At 53.6% G+C, this 16,828-nt stretch carries 21 protein-coding genes; 13 read left to right on the top strand and 8 right to left on the bottom strand.

All coding sequences use genetic code 11. The annotated features are described in order from the left end of the window. Window positions 1–369: a hypothetical protein gene (locus TK_RS05355; RefSeq protein ID WP_011250041.1), complete on the bottom strand. Its 369-nt coding sequence runs from the start codon at window positions 367–369 to the stop codon at window positions 1–3. 91 nt (window positions 370–460) lie between these two features. Between TK_RS05355 and TK_RS05350 the strand changes: the two genes are divergently transcribed. After that, complete coding sequence (locus TK_RS05350) at window positions 461–1,264, top strand: hypothetical protein (protein WP_011250040.1); 804 nt, start codon at window positions 461–463, stop codon at window positions 1,262–1,264. On the opposite strand, the gene TK_RS05345 is transcribed toward TK_RS05350, so the two are convergent. The 3 genes from TK_RS05345 to surR are packed head-to-tail and all read right to left on the bottom strand — an operon-like array spanning window position 1,248 to window position 3,329. Continuing rightward, window positions 1,248–2,435: a geranylgeranyl reductase family protein gene (locus TK_RS05345; protein ID WP_011250039.1), complete on the bottom strand. Its 1,188-nt coding sequence runs from the start codon at window positions 2,433–2,435 to the stop codon at window positions 1,248–1,250. The genes TK_RS05350 and TK_RS05345 overlap by 17 nt on opposite strands. Continuing rightward, window positions 2,432–2,635, bottom strand: coding sequence for a DUF362 domain-containing protein (locus TK_RS05340; protein ID WP_011250038.1), 204 nt, complete (start codon window positions 2,633–2,635; stop codon window positions 2,432–2,434). The genes TK_RS05345 and TK_RS05340 overlap by 4 nt, the downstream gene beginning before the upstream one ends. Beyond that, a complete protein-coding gene (gene surR / locus TK_RS05335; RefSeq protein ID WP_011250037.1) occupies window positions 2,619–3,329 on the bottom strand; it encodes a sulfur metabolism transcriptional regulator SurR in 711 nt (236 codons plus the stop codon). The genes TK_RS05340 and surR overlap by 17 nt, the downstream gene beginning before the upstream one ends. A 134-nt stretch (window positions 3,330–3,463) precedes the next feature. Here surR and TK_RS05330 point away from each other — a divergent pair, with 134 nt between their 5' ends. The 12 genes from TK_RS05330 (at window position 3,464) to TK_RS05280 (ending at window position 14,724) form a co-directional block, all read left to right on the top strand. Then, complete coding sequence (locus TK_RS05330) at window positions 3,464–4,144, top strand: protein disulfide oxidoreductase (protein ID WP_011250036.1); 681 nt, start codon at window positions 3,464–3,466, stop codon at window positions 4,142–4,144. Between the two features lie 198 nt (window positions 4,145–4,342). Continuing rightward, entirely contained in the window at window positions 4,343–4,591 is a 249-nt protein-coding gene (locus TK_RS05325; RefSeq protein ID WP_011250035.1) for a DNA-directed RNA polymerase subunit H, read from the top strand. A gap of 17 nt (window positions 4,592–4,608) precedes the next feature. Continuing rightward, window positions 4,609–7,980 carry a DNA-directed RNA polymerase subunit B gene (locus TK_RS05320; protein WP_011250034.1) on the top strand — a complete coding sequence of 1,124 codons (3,372 nt, stop codon included), beginning with the start codon at window positions 4,609–4,611 and terminating at the stop codon, window positions 7,978–7,980. Window positions 7,981–7,985: 5 nt separating this feature from the next. Next, window positions 7,986–10,706, top strand: coding sequence for a DNA-directed RNA polymerase subunit A' (locus tag TK_RS05315; protein ID WP_011250033.1), 2,721 nt, complete (start codon window positions 7,986–7,988; stop codon window positions 10,704–10,706). Between the two features lies 1 nt (window position 10,707). Continuing rightward, window positions 10,708–11,883, top strand: coding sequence for a DNA-directed RNA polymerase subunit A'' (rpoA2, locus tag TK_RS05310; protein ID WP_011250032.1), 1,176 nt, complete (start codon window positions 10,708–10,710; stop codon window positions 11,881–11,883). Between the two features lie 13 nt (window positions 11,884–11,896). Then, the gene (locus TK_RS05305; protein ID WP_011250031.1) at window positions 11,897–12,205 is read left to right on the top strand and encodes a 50S ribosomal protein L30e; all 309 of its coding nucleotides are present in this window, start codon (window positions 11,897–11,899) and stop codon (window positions 12,203–12,205) included. Continuing rightward, complete coding sequence (locus tag TK_RS05300; protein WP_011250030.1) at window positions 12,205–12,642, top strand: NusA-like transcription termination signal-binding factor; 438 nt, start codon at window positions 12,205–12,207, stop codon at window positions 12,640–12,642. The genes TK_RS05305 and TK_RS05300 overlap by 1 nt, the downstream gene beginning before the upstream one ends. 10 nt (window positions 12,643–12,652) lie before the next feature. Further along, a complete protein-coding gene (locus TK_RS05295) occupies window positions 12,653–13,096 on the top strand; it encodes a 30S ribosomal protein S12 (protein WP_011250029.1) in 444 nt (147 codons plus the stop codon). Between the two features lie 5 nt (window positions 13,097–13,101). After that, window positions 13,102–13,749, top strand: coding sequence for a 30S ribosomal protein S7 (gene rpsG / locus TK_RS05290; RefSeq protein WP_011250028.1), 648 nt, complete (start codon window positions 13,102–13,104; stop codon window positions 13,747–13,749). A 110-nt stretch (window positions 13,750–13,859) separates the two neighbouring features. Then, entirely contained in the window at window positions 13,860–14,105 is a 246-nt protein-coding gene (locus TK_RS05285) for an AbrB/MazE/SpoVT family DNA-binding domain-containing protein (RefSeq protein WP_011250027.1), read from the top strand. Next, window positions 14,093–14,281, top strand: coding sequence for a hypothetical protein (locus tag TK_RS11905; RefSeq protein ID WP_011250026.1), 189 nt, complete (start codon window positions 14,093–14,095; stop codon window positions 14,279–14,281). The genes TK_RS05285 and TK_RS11905 overlap by 13 nt, the downstream gene beginning before the upstream one ends. Before the next feature lie 50 nt (window positions 14,282–14,331). Next, window positions 14,332–14,724, top strand: coding sequence for a DUF3783 domain-containing protein (locus TK_RS05280; protein ID WP_011250025.1), 393 nt, complete (start codon window positions 14,332–14,334; stop codon window positions 14,722–14,724). On the opposite strand, the gene TK_RS05275 is transcribed toward TK_RS05280, so the two are convergent. The 4 genes from TK_RS05275 to TK_RS12300 all read right to left on the bottom strand — a co-directional run bounded on the left by TK_RS05275 (window position 14,721) and on the right by TK_RS12300 (window position 16,827). Next, a complete protein-coding gene (locus tag TK_RS05275) occupies window positions 14,721–15,026 on the bottom strand; it encodes a nucleotidyltransferase domain-containing protein (RefSeq protein WP_011250024.1) in 306 nt (101 codons plus the stop codon). The two genes, TK_RS05280 and TK_RS05275, sit on opposite strands and share 4 nt — an antisense overlap. Beyond that, window positions 15,001–15,414: a HEPN domain-containing protein gene (locus tag TK_RS05270; protein ID WP_011250023.1), complete on the bottom strand. Its 414-nt coding sequence runs from the start codon at window positions 15,412–15,414 to the stop codon at window positions 15,001–15,003. The genes TK_RS05275 and TK_RS05270 overlap by 26 nt, the downstream gene beginning before the upstream one ends. Window positions 15,415–15,583: 169 nt before the next feature. After that, the gene (locus TK_RS05265; protein WP_011250022.1) at window positions 15,584–16,705 is read right to left on the bottom strand and encodes an alkaline phosphatase family protein; all 1,122 of its coding nucleotides are present in this window, start codon (window positions 16,703–16,705) and stop codon (window positions 15,584–15,586) included. Continuing rightward, window positions 16,702–16,827 carry a hypothetical protein gene (locus TK_RS12300; RefSeq protein ID WP_269763430.1) on the bottom strand — a complete coding sequence of 42 codons (126 nt, stop codon included), beginning with the start codon at window positions 16,825–16,827 and terminating at the stop codon, window positions 16,702–16,704. The genes TK_RS05265 and TK_RS12300 overlap by 4 nt, the downstream gene beginning before the upstream one ends. Window position 16,828 lies beyond the last annotated feature (1 nt).

Raw genomic sequence — 16,828 nt, 5'->3', positions numbered from 1 at the left:
TTAAAGCGCCGCCAGCAGGGAGATTCCGAGGAGGAGCTTGAAGAGCCACAGCACTATGACTTCGATTATTATGGCCATTAAGAAAGCCAGTGTAGCCCTCAGCCAATCCGTGTCAAACACGACCTTTATCACCCAGATGTAGGCTACTATCCCAAGTATCCAACCGAGCACTGGGATTATGAACAGGATCCCTGCCAGGATTCCACCGCCAACGACGGCCACTATTGATTTCCCAAGGCTCGCTTTTTTGATCCCTGCTAGCTCTGTACCGAGGTACAGAACGAAGCCCGCTATGACCAGTGCGATGAGTAGGGCTATTAAACCCGCTATCCCGATTGCCAGCAATCCAAGACCGAGTGCTCCGTGCATGGTACCACCTCTTTACTTTTGGAATTTTGGACATTAAACCTTTGTGGCCTCAAAGGGAAAACGTTTATCTGGAGAAGCGCTACTTACAAACATGCTAGATGAGGAACGTACTGCCAGAACGTTGCTGGAAAACTCTAAGAGTGTTCTAAATGAACTTAAAACCCGGGTTTCCGAGAACAACGTTACACTAGCCTTCCTCCTGGACATCCAGTCACTCTTCGTCCTTGGACTCGGAGATGCCAGTCTCTACGCTTTCGCATTAAACATGGACGACGTCGTTGAGGAATCCTACAAGATCTTTCGCGAAGGGTATTCCCTGCTGAAGAAGAACGGCCTCTTAGTGAGCAACCCTGATCTTGATCTTCAGTTAGGTACTCTGAAAAATTTGGATGTCGAGCGCGGTTTTTCCCTCGACAGACGGCTTTCAATGCTCGGAAGCCCAAAGGAGATGCAGGTGTGGGTGAACAGGATAATCAAGCTGCGTAATGCTCTTCACGGTGTTTTTCCGCGCGATCCCCTTAGGGAGCTTGGCTACGGAATGTCAAAGGATGACCGGAAGTTTCCACTCCTCTTGAAAGCCGTTAGGCGGATCTACGGGATGAATCCTCCGACAATCGAGGCCCTATCTAGACTTTTATACCTTGAGATGGAGCTTGGGCTTGAACCCTCTAAACTGTCCTGTAAAGATGGTCTCTGTGAGGAGATTACATCCATTGGGGACGTTGAGAACTTCGAAGTGGTGAGTTCGGGCGATGTTGGGCTTTACTATCGCTTCAAAAACAAGAAACACCTGGACGCTCCCTGGGGAAGGCTCACGATGGGGGAGCCGGTTGAAATAATAGTGTTCTCAAAGGAAAAGAAGAAGGGGTTCAGACTGGTTAAAGAAGCTCCTTGAGGAGGCTGAGCCTCCTCTTGCTCATCAGAACCTTCGGGTGCTTCAATAGGGCCTTGATGACCTCGGCGTAATCTCCGCTGGCTATCTTCTCGGCATCTGCACCGCTGAGGATCTGTATGAAGAGGTCGAGGTCCTCATCCGTGAGCTTCTCGGTAACGCGCCTGACCTTGAGAACCTTTTCGAGCCGCTTTCCGTCGGTCTCCCACCACTCCTTTGTGTAGTTCTGGAGGAGTGAGAGGTTCTCCTCTTCGAGGGCCTTGACAATCCACTTGCTAGCTATCGTCCCAGCCTCCATCGCCTCGGCCATTCCGCCGCCGTGCATGGGGTTTACCTGTCTAGCGGCATCCCCTACAACGACCACGTTATCTTTAGCGAGTTCTTTGACAAAGCCTCCAACGGGTATGAGTCCGACATTTATTTCAAGGAGCTTCTTTGCTGGAATGTTGTTTTCCTCGAGCCACTTGTCGAGGTAGTATTTAGCTGTCTTTGGATTGTCCGAGTTGATGCCAATGCCGACGTTGGCCCTGTCTTCGTCCTTCGGGAAGACCCAGACGTAGCCCCTGGGAGCAACCTCGTTGCCGAACCAGAGATGAATCAAGTCTGGATCAAAGCCCTCTATGAGCATCTCGTACTCGTAGCCTGAGTCGAACTCATGCGGCGGAGCGTAGGTGTTTATGCCCGCTTTCCTCGCTATGGTGCTCTCAACGCCGTCGGCCGCAACTATGATATCGGCGTAAATCTCGACCGGCTCGTCCTCATGCTTGGCTTTGATTCCAACTATCTTGCCGTCCTTTCTTATGACATCGAGCGCCTCGGTCCTCGCGAGAACATCGGCGCCTGCTTTGGCTGCATAATAAGCTAGCATCTTGTCGAAGACCTTCCTCTCAAGGATCACTCCGCTGACTTCCTTGTAGCGCATTTCGAGCTCGTAGCCGCTCGGGGAGTAGAGCTTAGCACCGTAAATCTCGCGGTTGATGAAGCGCTTGTCGTAGGGGATGTCGTACTTGTCGAAGACCTTAATGCTTATTGCCTCGGCGCACTGCTTTGGAGTACCTATAGCCCACTTCTTATCGATGAGAAGGACGGAGAAACCAGCTTTAGCGACGTTCCTGGCAACTATGGGGCCAGCGATACCAGAACCGACAACAACGACGTCGTACTTCCAGGTCATTCGCTCACCTCCAGGGGTTTAGCGCTCAGGGCTCCAACGGGGCAGGCGTTGATGCATATCCTGCAGCTTATGCACTTGTCTTGAAGGAACTCCCAGCCTGTTGAGTGCACCTCTATCGCGAGTGTCGGGCAGACACCGGCACAACCGCCGCAGAGATAGCATCTATCTTCGTTCACGACCACTTTAATCTTCTCCGGCATCGGTTTCACCACCCAGCTTCGCCTTCAGCCTTTCCTCATCAATCTCAATTACGCCGTCTTTTATTCTTAACGGTACGAATCTGTCCAGCTCTTCGGCCTTCTGCAGGACTTCCCTCTCCTTCAGGTTGAGCCTGTCGGAGAGCTCATCTACCGTCGCCCTTCCATTCAGAAGAACGTAGTGGAGGATCGCCAGCTGGGTCATGTCGCCGATCTCATTAAGGTAAGTGTCCTTTATCGTTTTCATGAGTTCGTCCCTTCTGCTTTCGATAGCCCTAAGGGCTTCAAGAACTTTCTCAAGCTCTTTGGTTACCCTCATAAACAGCTCTACCATCTCAAGAAGGCTCTCGGGATTCTCCTTCAGAAGGTCGAGGTTTATTTCCACTTCTCCACTCCTCTCGTCGCCGAGGTCAAGGCCGCGGTACCAGAAGATGTTTGGTGTTATTGTGGCGACGTAAGTTTTGGCTATATCGATGTTATAGTACTTCCTCGCTGGTCCGAGAAACGGGCCTTCTTTTTCGTAGGACTTCAAAATCCCTTCGCGCTCCATGATTTTAAGGTGCTTTGCGACTGCCGTCGAGGAAACGCTCATCTTGTTGCTGAGAAAGCTGAAGTAGCACTCAGTACAGGTGAGGTGGCTTAGTAAATCTCTCCTCACCTTGTTCCCCAGTATGTAAAAGATGTCTGGTTCAGACATGGCCAACACCTGCCCAAATCTGTGACGTAAGGTTTATATAGTGAACATTCAACCTTAGGTTGCAAACCTGGGGATTCCAGGCTGAAGATGGTTTCACACGGCTGGTTATAAACCTTTAGATGGAGGTGTTTGGTATGGGACTCATTAGCGATGCTGACAAGAAGGTAATTAAGGAGGAGTTCTTCTCAAAGATGACTAACCCGGTCAAGCTCATAGTATTCGTCGGGAAGGAGCACTGCCAGTACTGCGACCAGCTCAAGCAGCTCGTCCAGGAGCTTTCCGAGCTCACCGACAAGCTGAGCTACGAGGTCGTTGACTTCGACACTGAGGAGGGCAAGAAGCTGGCCGAGCAGTACAGGATCGACCGCGCTCCCGCCACCACCATAACCCAGGACGGCAAGGACATGGGCGTCAGGTACTTCGGCCTTCCAGCCGGCCACGAGTTCGGAGCCTTCCTTGAGGACATCGTTGACGTCAGCAACGGCACAACCGACCTCGCTCCGGACACCAAGGAGGCAATCCACGGTGTTGATAAGGACGTCAGGATACTCGTCTTCGTTACTCCGACCTGCCCGTACTGCCCGCTCGCGGTCAGGATGGCCCACAAGTTCGCCATCGAGAACACCCTTGCCGGAAAGGGCAAGATACTCGGCGACATGGTCGAGGCGATAGAGTACCCCGAGTGGGCCGACCAGTACAGCGTCATGGCCGTCCCGAAGATAGTCATTCAGGTGGACGGCGAGGACAAGGTTCAGTTTGAGGGAGCTTATCCCGAGAAGATGTTCCTTGAGAAGCTCCTCGCTGCCCTCGAGTGATTTCTTCCCTTTATATCTTCCCTTATGTACACTTTAGTCCATCATGGGACTCAAAACGGCCTCACAAGGGTTCTTAAACTTTGCGCAACCGATATAAACCTCTTTCATCCAGATACCACTCGAAAAGCTTATATATAGGAAGTCTCAGGTGGGGGGTAGTGAATCGTTCTGTAAAAAACGTTAAGGGGGCAATTCTCGGTGGCGGCGAAAAAAGAGTTTAACATATTCGATCACGTGTTAGTTCCCGAGCATAGAATCCTCAGCGAAGAGGAGAAAGAGGAGCTTCTCAAGAAGTACAGGATAAGGATATCCCAGCTCCCGCAGATAAAGGCCTCTGATCCTGCCGTCGTTGCTCTCGGCGCAAAGCCTGGCGACGTTATTGAGATCAAAAGAAAGAGTCCCACGGCGGGCTATTATTACTACTACCGCCTTGTTGTGGAGGACTGATTTTGGGGTGAGACGTTATGAGCAGGGGAGTTACCGTAACCGAGCCCACTCTAACTCCTGATGAGCTCTGGCTTGTTATGGAGTCCTACTGGAAGGAGAAGGGATTCGTCAGGCAGCATCTTGACTCGTACAACGCTTTCATCGATCACGGCCTTCAGGATGTTGTAAACGAGTTCGGGGAAGTCGTTCCAGACATACCGAACTTCAAGGTCAAGTTCGGGAAGATCCGCATAGGACAGCCCGAGTTCCAGGAGGCCCAGGGCCAGAGGAGACCCCTCTACCCGATGGACGCCAGGATAAGGAACTTGACATATTCCGCCCCGCTCTACCTTGAGATGATACCCGTCGTGAACGGGATTGAGCAGGAGCCCGTCGAGGTCAGGATTGGAGAGCTCCCGATAATGCTCAAGTCCAAGGCCTGCAGGCTCTACGGTTTGAGCGACGAGGAACTCATCAAGCTCGGCGAGGACCCGAAGGACCCTGGAGGATACTTCATCATCAACGGTTCTGAGAGGGTTATAGTTTCTATCGAAGACCTCGCCCCGAACAAGACCCTCGTTGAGAGGGATGAGAGACAGAACAAGGTTGTTGCCAAGGTCTTCTCGTACAGACACGGTTACAGAGCGCTCATTACCGTTGAAAGAAAGAAGGACGGCATTCTCTACGTTACGATACCCAACGTTCCAAAGCCTGTCAAGTTCGTCTATGTGATGCGCGCCCTCGGTCTCCTCACAGATAAGGAGATAGTCGAGGCAGTCAGCGACGACCCGAGGATACAGCAGGTACTCTTTGACAACCTCGAGGACGCGAGCGACATAAGCACCCAGGAGGAGGCCCTTGACTACATCGGCAGGCTCGCCCTCCCAGGACAACCCAAGGAGTACAGGCTCAGGAGGGCCGAGCACATCATAGACAACAACCTTCTCCCCCATATGGGTGTTGATCCCGAAAACAGGCGCGCCAAAGCCTACTATCTCGGCATGATGGCCCTCAAGGTTCTCGAACTTTCACTTGGTCTCCGCGGTGAAGACGATAAGGACCACTACGCCAACAAGAGGCTCAAGCTCGCTGGAGACCTCCTCAAAGACCTCTTCCGCGTCGCCTTTGGTCAGCTCGTCAAGGACATGCAGTACCAGATGACCAAGACCTACCAGAGGAAGGGCGAGAGGTACACCTTTGAGAACATCCAGCGCTTTGTCAGGAACTCCATAAGGCCCGACGTCCTGAGCGAGAGGATTGAACACGCATTGGCTACCGGCTCCTGGCCGGGCGGAAGGACGGGTGTCAGCCAGCTCCTCGACAGGACCAACTACATGTCAACCCTTTCACACCTCAGGCGCGTTACCTCCCCGCTCAGCAGGGATCAGCCGCACTTCGAGGCCCGTGACCTTCACGGAACCCACTGGGGTAGAATCTGTCCGACAGAGACTCCAGAAGGTCCGAACTGTGGTCTCGTTAAGAACCTTGCCCTCATGTCCCAGATAACCACAGGAATTCCCGAGAGGGAAGTTAGGGAATACCTAATGAAGATGGGCGTAGTCCCCATAGAGGAGAGAAGGCCCGCGCCTGGCCTGTATCGCGTTTACCTTAACGGTGTCCTTATTGGAACTGTTGAAGACGGCAGAAAGCTTGTTGAGAGGATAAGGGCCGATAGAAGGGCTGGAAAGATAAGCGACGTCATCAACGTTGCCCTCTACGAGGACGAGGAAGTCAAGGAAGTCTACATAAACAGCGATGACGGTAGGGTGAGAAGACCCCTCATCGTCGTCGAGAACGGAAAGCCAAAGCTCACGAGGGAGCACGTTGAGGGCATAAAGAACGGCACCCTTACCTGGAGCGACCTCATCAGAATGGGCGTCATCGAGTACCTCGACGCTGAGGAAGAGGAGAACGCCTACGTGGCAACCTGGCCCTGGGAAGTGACCGAGGAGCACACTCACCTCGAGCTCATGCCCGCTGCCATCCTCGGTATCCCCGCTTCACTCGTCCCGTATCCGGAGCACAACGCCGCCCCGCGTAACACCTACGGAGCGGGTATGGCCAAGCAGAGCCTCGGTCTCGGCTGGGCCAACTTCAGGATCAGAGTTGACACCCGCGGTCACCTCATGCACTACCCGCAGGTTCCGCTCGTCAACTCGAGGATAATGAAGGCCGTTGGATTCGAGGACAGGCCCGCTGGTCAGAACTTCGTGGTGGCTGTCCTCAGCTACCACGGATACAACATGGAGGATGCCGTCATCATTAACAAGGCCTCGATAGAGCGCGGACTGGCGAGGTCAACCTTCTTCAGAACCTACGAGGCCGAGGAGAAGCGCTACCTCGGTGGTCAGAAGGACAACTTCGAGGTTCCGTCACCGAACATCCAGGGATATCTCGGCGAGAAGTACTACCGCCACCTCGACGAGGACGGTCTCATCTTCCCCGAGTCAAAGGTCGAGGGCAAGGACGTCCTCGTTGGAAGGACCTCCCCGCCGAGGTTCATTGAGGAGCAGAGCAGCCTCGGCTCAATGGTTCTCCAGGGAAGGAGGGAAACGAGCGTCACCGTCAGGCCGAGCGAGAAGGGTGTGGTTGACAAGGTCATAGTCACCGAGACCGGCGACGGAACGAAGCTGGTCAAGGTCACCGTGAGAGACCTCCGCATACCTGAGCTGGGTGACAAGTTCGCATCAAGGCACGGTCAGAAGGGTGTCATAGGTCTCATCGTCCCGCAGGAGGATATGCCCTGGACCGAGAGCGGAATCGTTCCAGACCTCATCGTCAACCCGCACGGTATCCCGAGCCGTATGACCGTCGGACAGCTGATTGAGGCCATAGGTGGAAAGGTAGCTTCACTAACGGGCAGGCGCGTTGACGGTACTGCCTTCATCGGAGAGCCTGAGGAGAAGCTCAGGAAGGAGCTTGAGGAGCTCGGCTTCAAGCACAGCGGAAGAGAAATTATGTACGACGGCATAACCGGAAGAAGACTTGAGGCGGACATCTTCATCGGCGTCATCTACTACCAGAGGCTCCACCACATGGTAGCGGACAAGATGCACGCGAGAAGCAGGGGTCCGGTTCAGGTTCTCACCAAGCAGCCGACCGAGGGAAGGGCCAGGGAAGGCGGTCTCAGGTTCGGTGAGATGGAGCGTGACGTCCTCATCGGCCACGGCGCTGCCATGCTGCTCATCGAGCGTCTCCTTGAGGAAAGCGACAAGACAGAGGTCTGGGTCTGTGAGAGCTGTGGACACCTCGCACTAGAGGACAAGCGCAGAGGAAAAGTCTACTGCCCTGTCTGTGGTGAGGACGAGAGGATAAGCAAGGTCGAGATGAGCTACGCCTTCAAACTGTTGCTGGATGAGCTGAAGGCGATGGTTATTAGGCCGTCTCTCAGGCTGAAGGATAGGGTGTGAGAGCCATGCAGTCGATGAAAAAGGTCATCGGGAGTATTGAGTTCGGTATCCTCTCACCTCAGGAAATCAGAAAGATGAGTGCCGCCGAGATAACCGTTCCGGATACCTACGACGATGACGGTTACCCGATAGAAGGCGGACTGATGGACAAGCGCCTTGGCGTCATCGACCCAGGTCTCCGCTGTGAGACATGTGGAGCAAGGGCAGGTGAGTGTCCGGGTCACTTCGGCCACATTGAGCTCGCAAGACCGGTTATTCACGTCGGCTTTGCCAAGACCATCCATCGCGTCCTGGAGAGCACGTGCCGCGAGTGCGGAAGGATAAAGCTCACCGACGAGGAGATAGAGGAGTACATGCAGAAGTTCGAGGTAATGGGCGACAGGAAAGGGGCCGTTGACAAGCTCATTAAGGAGATTCACAAGAAGGCCAAGGAGAGAATGGTCTGCCCGCACTGTGGAGCACCGCAGTTCCCCATCAAGTTCGAGAGGCCGACTATCTACTGGGAGCTCAGGAAGGACGAGGAGGGCAACGAGTACAAGCACAGGATGATGCCGAGTGAGGTCCGCGATAGGCTCGAGAAGATACCCGACAAGGACCTGCCTCTCCTCGGACTCCACCCCGAGAAGTCCAGGCCCGAATGGATGGTTCTCACCGTCCTTCCAGTCCCGCCCGTTACTATGAGGCCCTCAATCACGCTCGAAAGCGGCATCCGCGCCGAGGACGACCTCACCCACAAGCTCGTCGACATCATCCGTATCAACAACCGCCTCAAGTCCAACATCGAGGCAGGAGCACCGCAGCTGATTATCGAAGACCTCTGGGACCTCCTCCAGTACCACGTCACTACCTACATCAACAACGAGACCTCTGGCGTTCCACCTGCGAAGCACAAGAGCGGAAGGCCGCTTAAGACCCTCGCCCAGCGTCTCAAGGGTAAGGAGGGTCGCTTCCGTGGAAACCTCAGCGGTAAGCGTGTCAACTTCTCCGCCCGTACAGTCATCAGTCCCGACCCGATGATAAGCATCAACGAGGTCGGCGTACCTCTCGCGGTCGCCATGGAGCTCACCGTCCCCGAGAAGGTCACCGAGTTCAACTACGAGAAGCTCAAGCAGAGGGTTCTCAACGGGCCCGAGAAGTATCCTGGTGCCAACTACGTTATTGATCCTGAGGGAAGGAGAATTCGCCTGATGGAGAGCAACCGCGAGCTTATAGCGGAGAAGCTCGACATCGGTTGGACCGTTGAGAGACACCTTGAGGACGGTGACGTTGTTCTCTTCAACCGTCAGCCATCGCTCCACAGGATGTCCATCATGGCCCACCGCGTCAGGGTAATGCCATACAGGACCTTCCGCCTCAACCTGCCAGTCTGTCCGCCGTACAACGCTGACTTCGACGGTGACGAGATGAACCTCCACGTCCCGCAGACTGAGGAGGCGCAGGCAGAAGCCAAGATACTCATGGAAGTTCAGAACCACATCATTTCCCCGAGGTACGGTGGTCCGCTCATCGCGGGAATTCAGGACCACATCTCTGGAGGCTACCTCCTCACCAGGGAGGGCGCCTACTTCACCCGCTATGAGGTCGAGCAGATGCTCATGTTCGCAGGCATGGACGTTAACGAACTGCCCGAACCTGACAAGTACGAGAACGGTGAGCCGCTCTGGAGCGGAAAGACGATATTCTCTCTCCTCCTTCCGGACGACCTGACGATCTGGTACAGGAACAAGCTCTGCGACGAGCCTGAAAGGTGTGAGGCCCTTGAAAAGCTCATCGAGGAGAAGCTCATCCCCGACCCGGAGGAAGTGAGAAAGCTTGCCTACGACGGTTTCGTCTACATTCAGAACGGAAAGCTCCTGAGCGGAGCGGTAGACAAGAAGGCCTACGGAAGGGAGGATGGAAAGCTCCTCGACATCATAGTCAGGGAGTACGGCGTCGAGAGGGCCAGGCAGTTCCTCGACCAGGTTACCAAGCTGACCATCTGGGTAATAACCCACAAGGGCTTCACCACTGCAATTGACGACGAAGACCTTCCGCAGGAAGCAATAGACAGGATACACGAGATTATCCGCGAGGCGGAGGAGAAGGTCCAGAGACTCATAGAGGCCTACAAGAGGGGAGAGCTTGAGCCTCTGCCAGGTAAAACCCTTGAGGAGACCCTTGAGAGCAAGATTATGGCAGTCCTCGCCGAGGCCCGTGACAACGCCGGTAAGGTCGCCGAGCGCTACCTCGGTATGAATAACCACGCGGTTATCATGGCCAAGACCGGAGCTAGGGGTAAGATACTCAACATTACCCAGATGGCGGCAATGCTCGGTCAGCAGTCCATTCGTGGAAAGCGTCTCTACCGCGGCTACCGCGGAAGAGTTCTCACTCACTTCAAGCCAGGTGACCTCGGTGCTAGGGCAAGGGGATTCGTCACGAACTCATATAAGAGCGGTCTAACACCGCAGGAGTACTTCTTCCACGCCATGGGTGGTAGGGAAGGTCTCGTTGATACTGCAGTTAGAACTGCCCAGAGCGGTTACATGCAGAGGAGGCTCATAAACGCCCTCCAGGACCTCAAGGTGGACTACGACGGAACGGTGAGGGACCCAACGGGAATCATCGTTCAGTTTAAGTACGGTGAGGACGGCGTTGACCCGATGAAGAGCTGGCAGGGCAAGACCGTTGATGTTGATAGGGTCATCGTGAGAACCCTGCTTAAGATGAGGGGAGGAGGTGAGTGAAATGGTCGCAGAGAAGACCATCAAGAGCATGGTCAGCAAGGCAGAGCTCCCGGACAACATCAAGGAAGAGCTCTACGCTAAGCTTATCGAGTATAACGAGAAGTACAAGCTCAAGAAGGACGAGATTCAGGCGATAATAGACGAGACAGTCAGGGAATACCAGAAAGCCCTCATAGAACCAGGAGAGGCCGTCGGAACGGTGGCGGCCCAGTCCATAGGTGAGCCTTCGACCCAGATGACCCTCAACACCTTCCACTACGCGGGTGTCGCTGAGATCAACGTTACCCTCGGTCTCCCGAGAATCATCGAGATTGTTGATGCCAGAAAGAACCCTTCAACGCCGATCATGACCGTTTACCTTGACGAGGAGCACCGCTACGACAGGGACAAGGCCCTTGAGGTCGCCAGGAGGATTGAGGGAACGACCCTTGAGAACCTGGCCAGGGAGGAGACGATAGACATACTCAACATGGAGTACGTGGTCGAGATCGACCCCGAGAGGCTGGAGAAGGCCGGCCTCGACATGGAGAAGGTTGTAAGGAAGCTCACTGGCTCATTCAAGAGCGCTGAGTTCGAAGCTGAAGGGTACACGCTCGTCGTGAGGCCCAAGAAGGTAACGAAGCTCTCCGACCTGAGAAAGATTGCCGAAAAGGTTAAAAAGCACCGCCTTAAGGGTCTCTCTGGCGTTGGGAAGACCATCATAAGGAAGGAAGGCGACGAGTACGTGATATACACCGAGGGCTCGAACTTCAAGCAGGTCCTCAAGGTTCCAGGCGTTGACCCAACGAGGACGAGGACCAACAATATCTGGGAGATCGCAGAAGTGCTCGGCATTGAGGCTGCCAGAAACGCCATCATAGACGAAATCGTCAGCACGATGCGCGAGCAGGGTCTCGAGGTTGATGTCAGGCACATCATGCTCGTCGCCGATATGATGACGCTCGACGGCGTCATAAGACCAATCGGTAGGCACGGTATAGTTGGTGAGAAGGCGAGCGTCTTAGCTAGGGCCGCCTTCGAGATAACCACCCAGCACCTGTTTGCCGCGGCTGAGAGGGGAGAGGTGGATCCTCTCAACGGTGTGGTTGAGAACGTCCTCATAGGCCAGCCCGTGCCAGTCGGTACGGGAATCGTCAAGCTGGCCATGAGTCTCCCCCTGAGACCGAAAAGGGAGTAGGGAGGTGTAGTGAATGGTTGACTTCGCTTTCGAACTGAGGAAAGTCCAGGACACTGGGAAGATAGTTATGGGTGCCAAGAAGTCCATCCACTTGGCAAAGGTCGGTGGGGCCAAGCTGATAATAGTGGCAAGAAACGCCAGGCCGGACATCAAGGAGGACATCTACTACTACGCCAAGCTCAGCGGAATTCCGGTTTACGAGTTCGAGGGCACGAGCGTCGAGCTCGGAACTCTCCTCGGTAGGCCTCACACCGTTTCGGCCCTCGCTGTGATCGATCCGGGCGAGAGCAAGATACTCGCCCTCGCTGGGGGTAAGGAGTGATGCCACTCAAGCTCAACACTGATCAGATCAAGTACATAGCACTCTTCGAGAGCATGACGGGAGCCACAGTGCTCGACTGCCTCATAGACACGAACAGGAACAGGCTCATATACGTCATCAAGAAGGGTGAGATGGGCCTCGCCCTCGGGAAGAAGGGAGCCAACGTCAAGAGAGTCCAGGGCATGCTCGGGAAGGAGATAGAGCTCATCGAGCACTCCGAGAACCCCGAAGAGTTCCTGAGGAACATTTATAAGAGCCTTGGAGTTAAGGTTAAAAAGGTCCACATCACCGAAAAGAGGGATGGTAAGAAGGTCGCCCTCCTCGATGTCGGCCCGCGCGACAAGCCGAGGGCCATAGGAAGGGGCGGCCAGAACATCAACCTCGTTAAGGAGTTGATGGAGAGACACCACGGCATTGAGGATGTCGTGATAATCTGAGGTGATGATCATGGCTGGTAAGAAGGCCCCGTATGGAGAGTTCGCTGGAAGGAAGCTCAAACTTAAGAGAAAGAAGTTCCGCTGGAGCGACATCCGCTACAAGAGGAGAGTCCTCCGCCTTAAGGAGAAGAGCGACCCGCTTGAAGGTGCTCCGCAGGCCAGAGGTATCGTCCTTGAGAAGATAGCAGTCGAGGCTAAGCAGCCCAACTCGGCTATGCGTAAGGCTGTCAGGGTTCAGCTCATTAAGAACGGTAAGGTCGTTACAGCTTTCACCCCCGGTGACGGTGCTATCAACCACATCGATGAGCACGACGAGGTCATCATAGAGGGCATCGGTGGTCCAAAGGGTGGTTCCATGGGTGATATTCCGGGAATCAGGTACAAGGTCGTCAAGGTCAACAGGGTCTCCCTCAAGGAGCTCGTCAAGGGAAGGAAGGAGAAGCCGAGGAGGTGAAGTGAATGGCCAAGCCGCTTACCGAGAGGTTCTTCATCCCGAAGGAAGTCAAGGTCATGGGCAGGTGGAGCGTTGAGGACGTTACCGTCGAAGATCCATCACTCAAGCCCTACATCAACCTTGACGCCAGGATTCTCCCCCACAGCCACGGAAGGTACGCCAAGAAGCCCTTTGGAAAGGCCAACGTCCACATCGTTGAGCGCCTGATCAACAAGGTCATGAGGAGCGGTGCCAGCCACTACAAGGCCGGCGGTCACTTCATGAGGCGTGAGCACCGCTCGATAATGAGCAAGAAGATGAAGGCCTACGAGGTCGTCAAGGAGGCCTTCATGATCATCGAGAGGAGAACCAAGCAGAACCCGATCCAGGTTCTCGTCAAGGCCATCGAGAACTCCGCCCCGAGGGAGGACACTACAACCATCGCCTTCGGTGGAATCCGCTACCACATGTCCGTTGACGTCTCCCCGCTCAGGAGGCTCGACATAGCCCTCAAGAACATCGCCCTTGGCGCCAGCATAAAGTGCTACAGGAACAAGACCACCTACGCCCAGGCCCTCGCCGAGGAAATAATAGCTGCAGCCAACAAGGACCCGAAGAGCTTCGCCTACAGCAAGAAGGAAGAGATCGAGAGGATCGCCCAGTCCTCACGCTGAGGGCTGGAGGCTTTCTCTTCTCCCCTTGTTTGTGCCTTTTCTACATCTAGCCTATCGCTCTGGGAAATGTTTTTATGGCCCAGAGGTAAAACTATTCTGGTGAAAGTAAGATGGTTACTGTAAAAGTTTCCTCAAAAGGGCAGATAGTTTTACCCAAATCCATCCGCGAGAAGCTGGGCATCAACCCGGGAGACGAGGTTGAGGTGCTAGACTTTGGCGATGAGATTGTTATAGTGCCCGTGAAAAAGAACGTTGACCTTATGGGGATTCTAAAGTTTGACAAGCCCCTCAAGGATGTCATGAGGGAAGTGAGGGAGGAGGAACGGGAACTGGAGGCCAGAAAATGGGGAGAGTAGTGCTCGACAGCTACGCTGTCCTTGCCTATCTTCTTCACGAAAGGGGTGCAGAGAAGATCAGGGACATGTTCAAAGAAGCTGAGAACGGTAAGCTGGAGCTCTACAACGCCACTTTGGTAACGGGCGATGAGGAGTTTAAGACTGTCGAGGACAAGGTGAGGATAGAGTGGCTTTAGCATTTCCAAACGCTTTTTAAGTCTCAAAACTGAGTCCCACTGGTGGTAAGATGATATTCCTGATAGGGTTCTCTGAGGATGAGGTAAACCTAATCAGAGAGACCTTTAACGGTGTCCCCGTCTACGAGATACCGAGCTACTGCCGCGATTGGGTTCTTAAGGAGATAGTGGAGAAAGCGGACTCGCTCAAAGGAAGTGGGAACTGGCACGAGAGGAAGTTCTTCCTCATGCACGATTTAAGCAACGATGAAGTCAGGGAAGCGCTGGGAAAGATGAAGTCCCTCGGCTTTAAGGGAGTTATCTACGCGACGACAACGCCGACATCTCTCACGATGAAGCTCGATGAACTGATAGAGGAGTGGCTTGAGGAAGATGCCTACTTCCGCCAGCTCAGGAGGATGAAGAGGGGGCCGTACTTGGATATTGGAGGGGGAACTGGTTAAATCTCAAGAGGTATACCTTCGGCTTTTACCGTTTTTATAAAGCTGTCGTTTCTCTTTTTGAATTCATCCGGCTTGAGGAGTACTGGGCTTATTAGTTCTCCGTATCTGAGGAGCACATCCGTTACCAGCTCAATCACCTCGTCAAAATCAATTTCCCCGACTATCAGGACATCAATGTCGCTCTCCTCATCGTAATCTCCCCTGGCATAGGAACCGAATAGAAAGACCTCCTCTATTGAGCTTCCAAATCGTTCCTTTAAAAGCCTTAAAAACTCGTTAAGGGCCTGGGCTTTCTTGTCCATTTTTGATCTCCTCCAGAACACTTTTAATTCTCTCCAAGAAACGTTCGGCGGTCTCAACTACGTTTTCCGCTTCCTCGTGAGTTGGTTCGTAATAAACATCGTAGTCAGCTTTTGATCTGAGCGAGAATGCGTAGGTAAGGTATTTTGCATAAGGCCTTTCAATAAAACCACTATCAACAAAGTGAAGGCCAAACATCCTGATAACTCCAGAATGCTTCCGCGGGTTAATTCCTTTCAGGAGAAGTAGGGCTTTAGCAGCATGGAACATTGAATAGTATGCTCTGCTTATGGAATCTCTGAGCTTTCCGTTTTCCAGTAAGAGGTATGCCGAGGAGAGTTCTTCCTCTGCGATTTTGATATGTTTCTCAATCTCTTCTGAAATGTCCATAATGCTTCCTCCAACTTAGCCTATGGCCCACTCGATATATAACCCTTCTCCCTTAGTCGGAGTTTACCATCAACAATGCAATTGTTATGGCATCTTACGTCATCTTAACGCTTTGAGCAGGAAAATGATCGAAAAGTCTAACAGCAAAAAGTACGAGACTGGGTTAATTTCATCTTATCAAACTCTTCCCAACCATATTCATCGGCTTCTCAATCCCAAAGAACTTCAGAACCGTAGGTGCAATGTCCATAAGGCTCGGTTCATCAAGTTCAACGTTCTCAAAGCCCCAGAGTACGAGCGGAACCTTCATCACGGGCTCGTTCATCGAGCCGTGCATCCCTCTTACCCAGTGGCTCGCTCCTTTAACCCCTCTGCACATCCTGTGAGAGCAAAACCAGTAGCCGGGCTTCGCCGAAACTATGAGCTCGCCGCTGTTTGGATTGTCTAAGTGCGGAAGCTCCTCCCTGAAGAAAACTTCCTTGACCCCAGGCGCCCGTCTGAGGGCTTCGAAGGCTTCTTCGCTTTGATTGGGGTCTTTGAGGTAGACGTGGACGCCTCCACCAGAGGAGACTCTCAGAACGTCAATCCCCCTCTCTTTAAGGTATGTCTTCAGGTTCACCCACGTGTGCACCTCTTCCTGCCCGTGGTCGGCGAAGATTATGAAGACGTACTCATCTTTCAGCCTCTCCCAGAGGGTTCTCACGGCCGTATCTACCGTCTCGACGGCCTTCATCGCCCCCTCGCTTAGAGGCCCGTGATCGTGCTGCATTCCGTCTATTGAGGCGAAGTGAACGAGCAGGAGGTCCGGTTTGCACTCCTCGTAGAGGTAGAGCGCCGAGTTGAGAACCCAAACGTCCTTCCTCCAGTCCCGCCCGTGCTTCCTGTACATCTCGTTGCTCGCGAAGAATGGCGGGAATATCCTAACGTCAGTGCCACTGAAGGGCGGCATCGTGTAGCCCGAAACTGACGCAGTCCTAACACCTTTTCCCCTCAGGATGTCAACTATCGTGGGGGCTTTGATGACCTTATGGGGATTAAAAGCCACCTCGTATTCGTAGAAGTTCACCTTCCTGTCGGCTATCCTGTCGTAGTAGCCGTTCTCGACGACGCCGTGATCCCTTGGCCATACACCGGTCATGACGCTCGTGTGGACTAAATCTGTCAGCGTTGGGAATATTGAATCGACGACCGCAAACTCCCCGTTTTCGGCGAGCTCGCTTAGGAAGGGCATGTGCTTGAGGTTGTAGACTCCGTTTCCGTCGAGGCTTATGAGGGTGAGCTTTTTCCTCACTCTTCCTCCTCCTTCTGTGCTTTCTCGATCTTTTCAAGGGTCTTACTGAGTCTCTCAAGCTCTTCCCTCAGCTTTCTCACTTCTTCGGCCATTCTTTTGAGCTCTTTAATGTTCTCGTCCATC

The sequence above is a fragment of the Thermococcus kodakarensis KOD1 genome (assembly GCF_000009965.1).
In the GTDB taxonomy this organism is placed as follows: domain Archaea; phylum Methanobacteriota_B; class Thermococci; order Thermococcales; family Thermococcaceae; genus Thermococcus; species Thermococcus kodakarensis.
The sequence above is the reverse complement of the archived record's forward strand: the minus strand, read 5'-3'. Positions and strand labels throughout refer to the sequence as shown.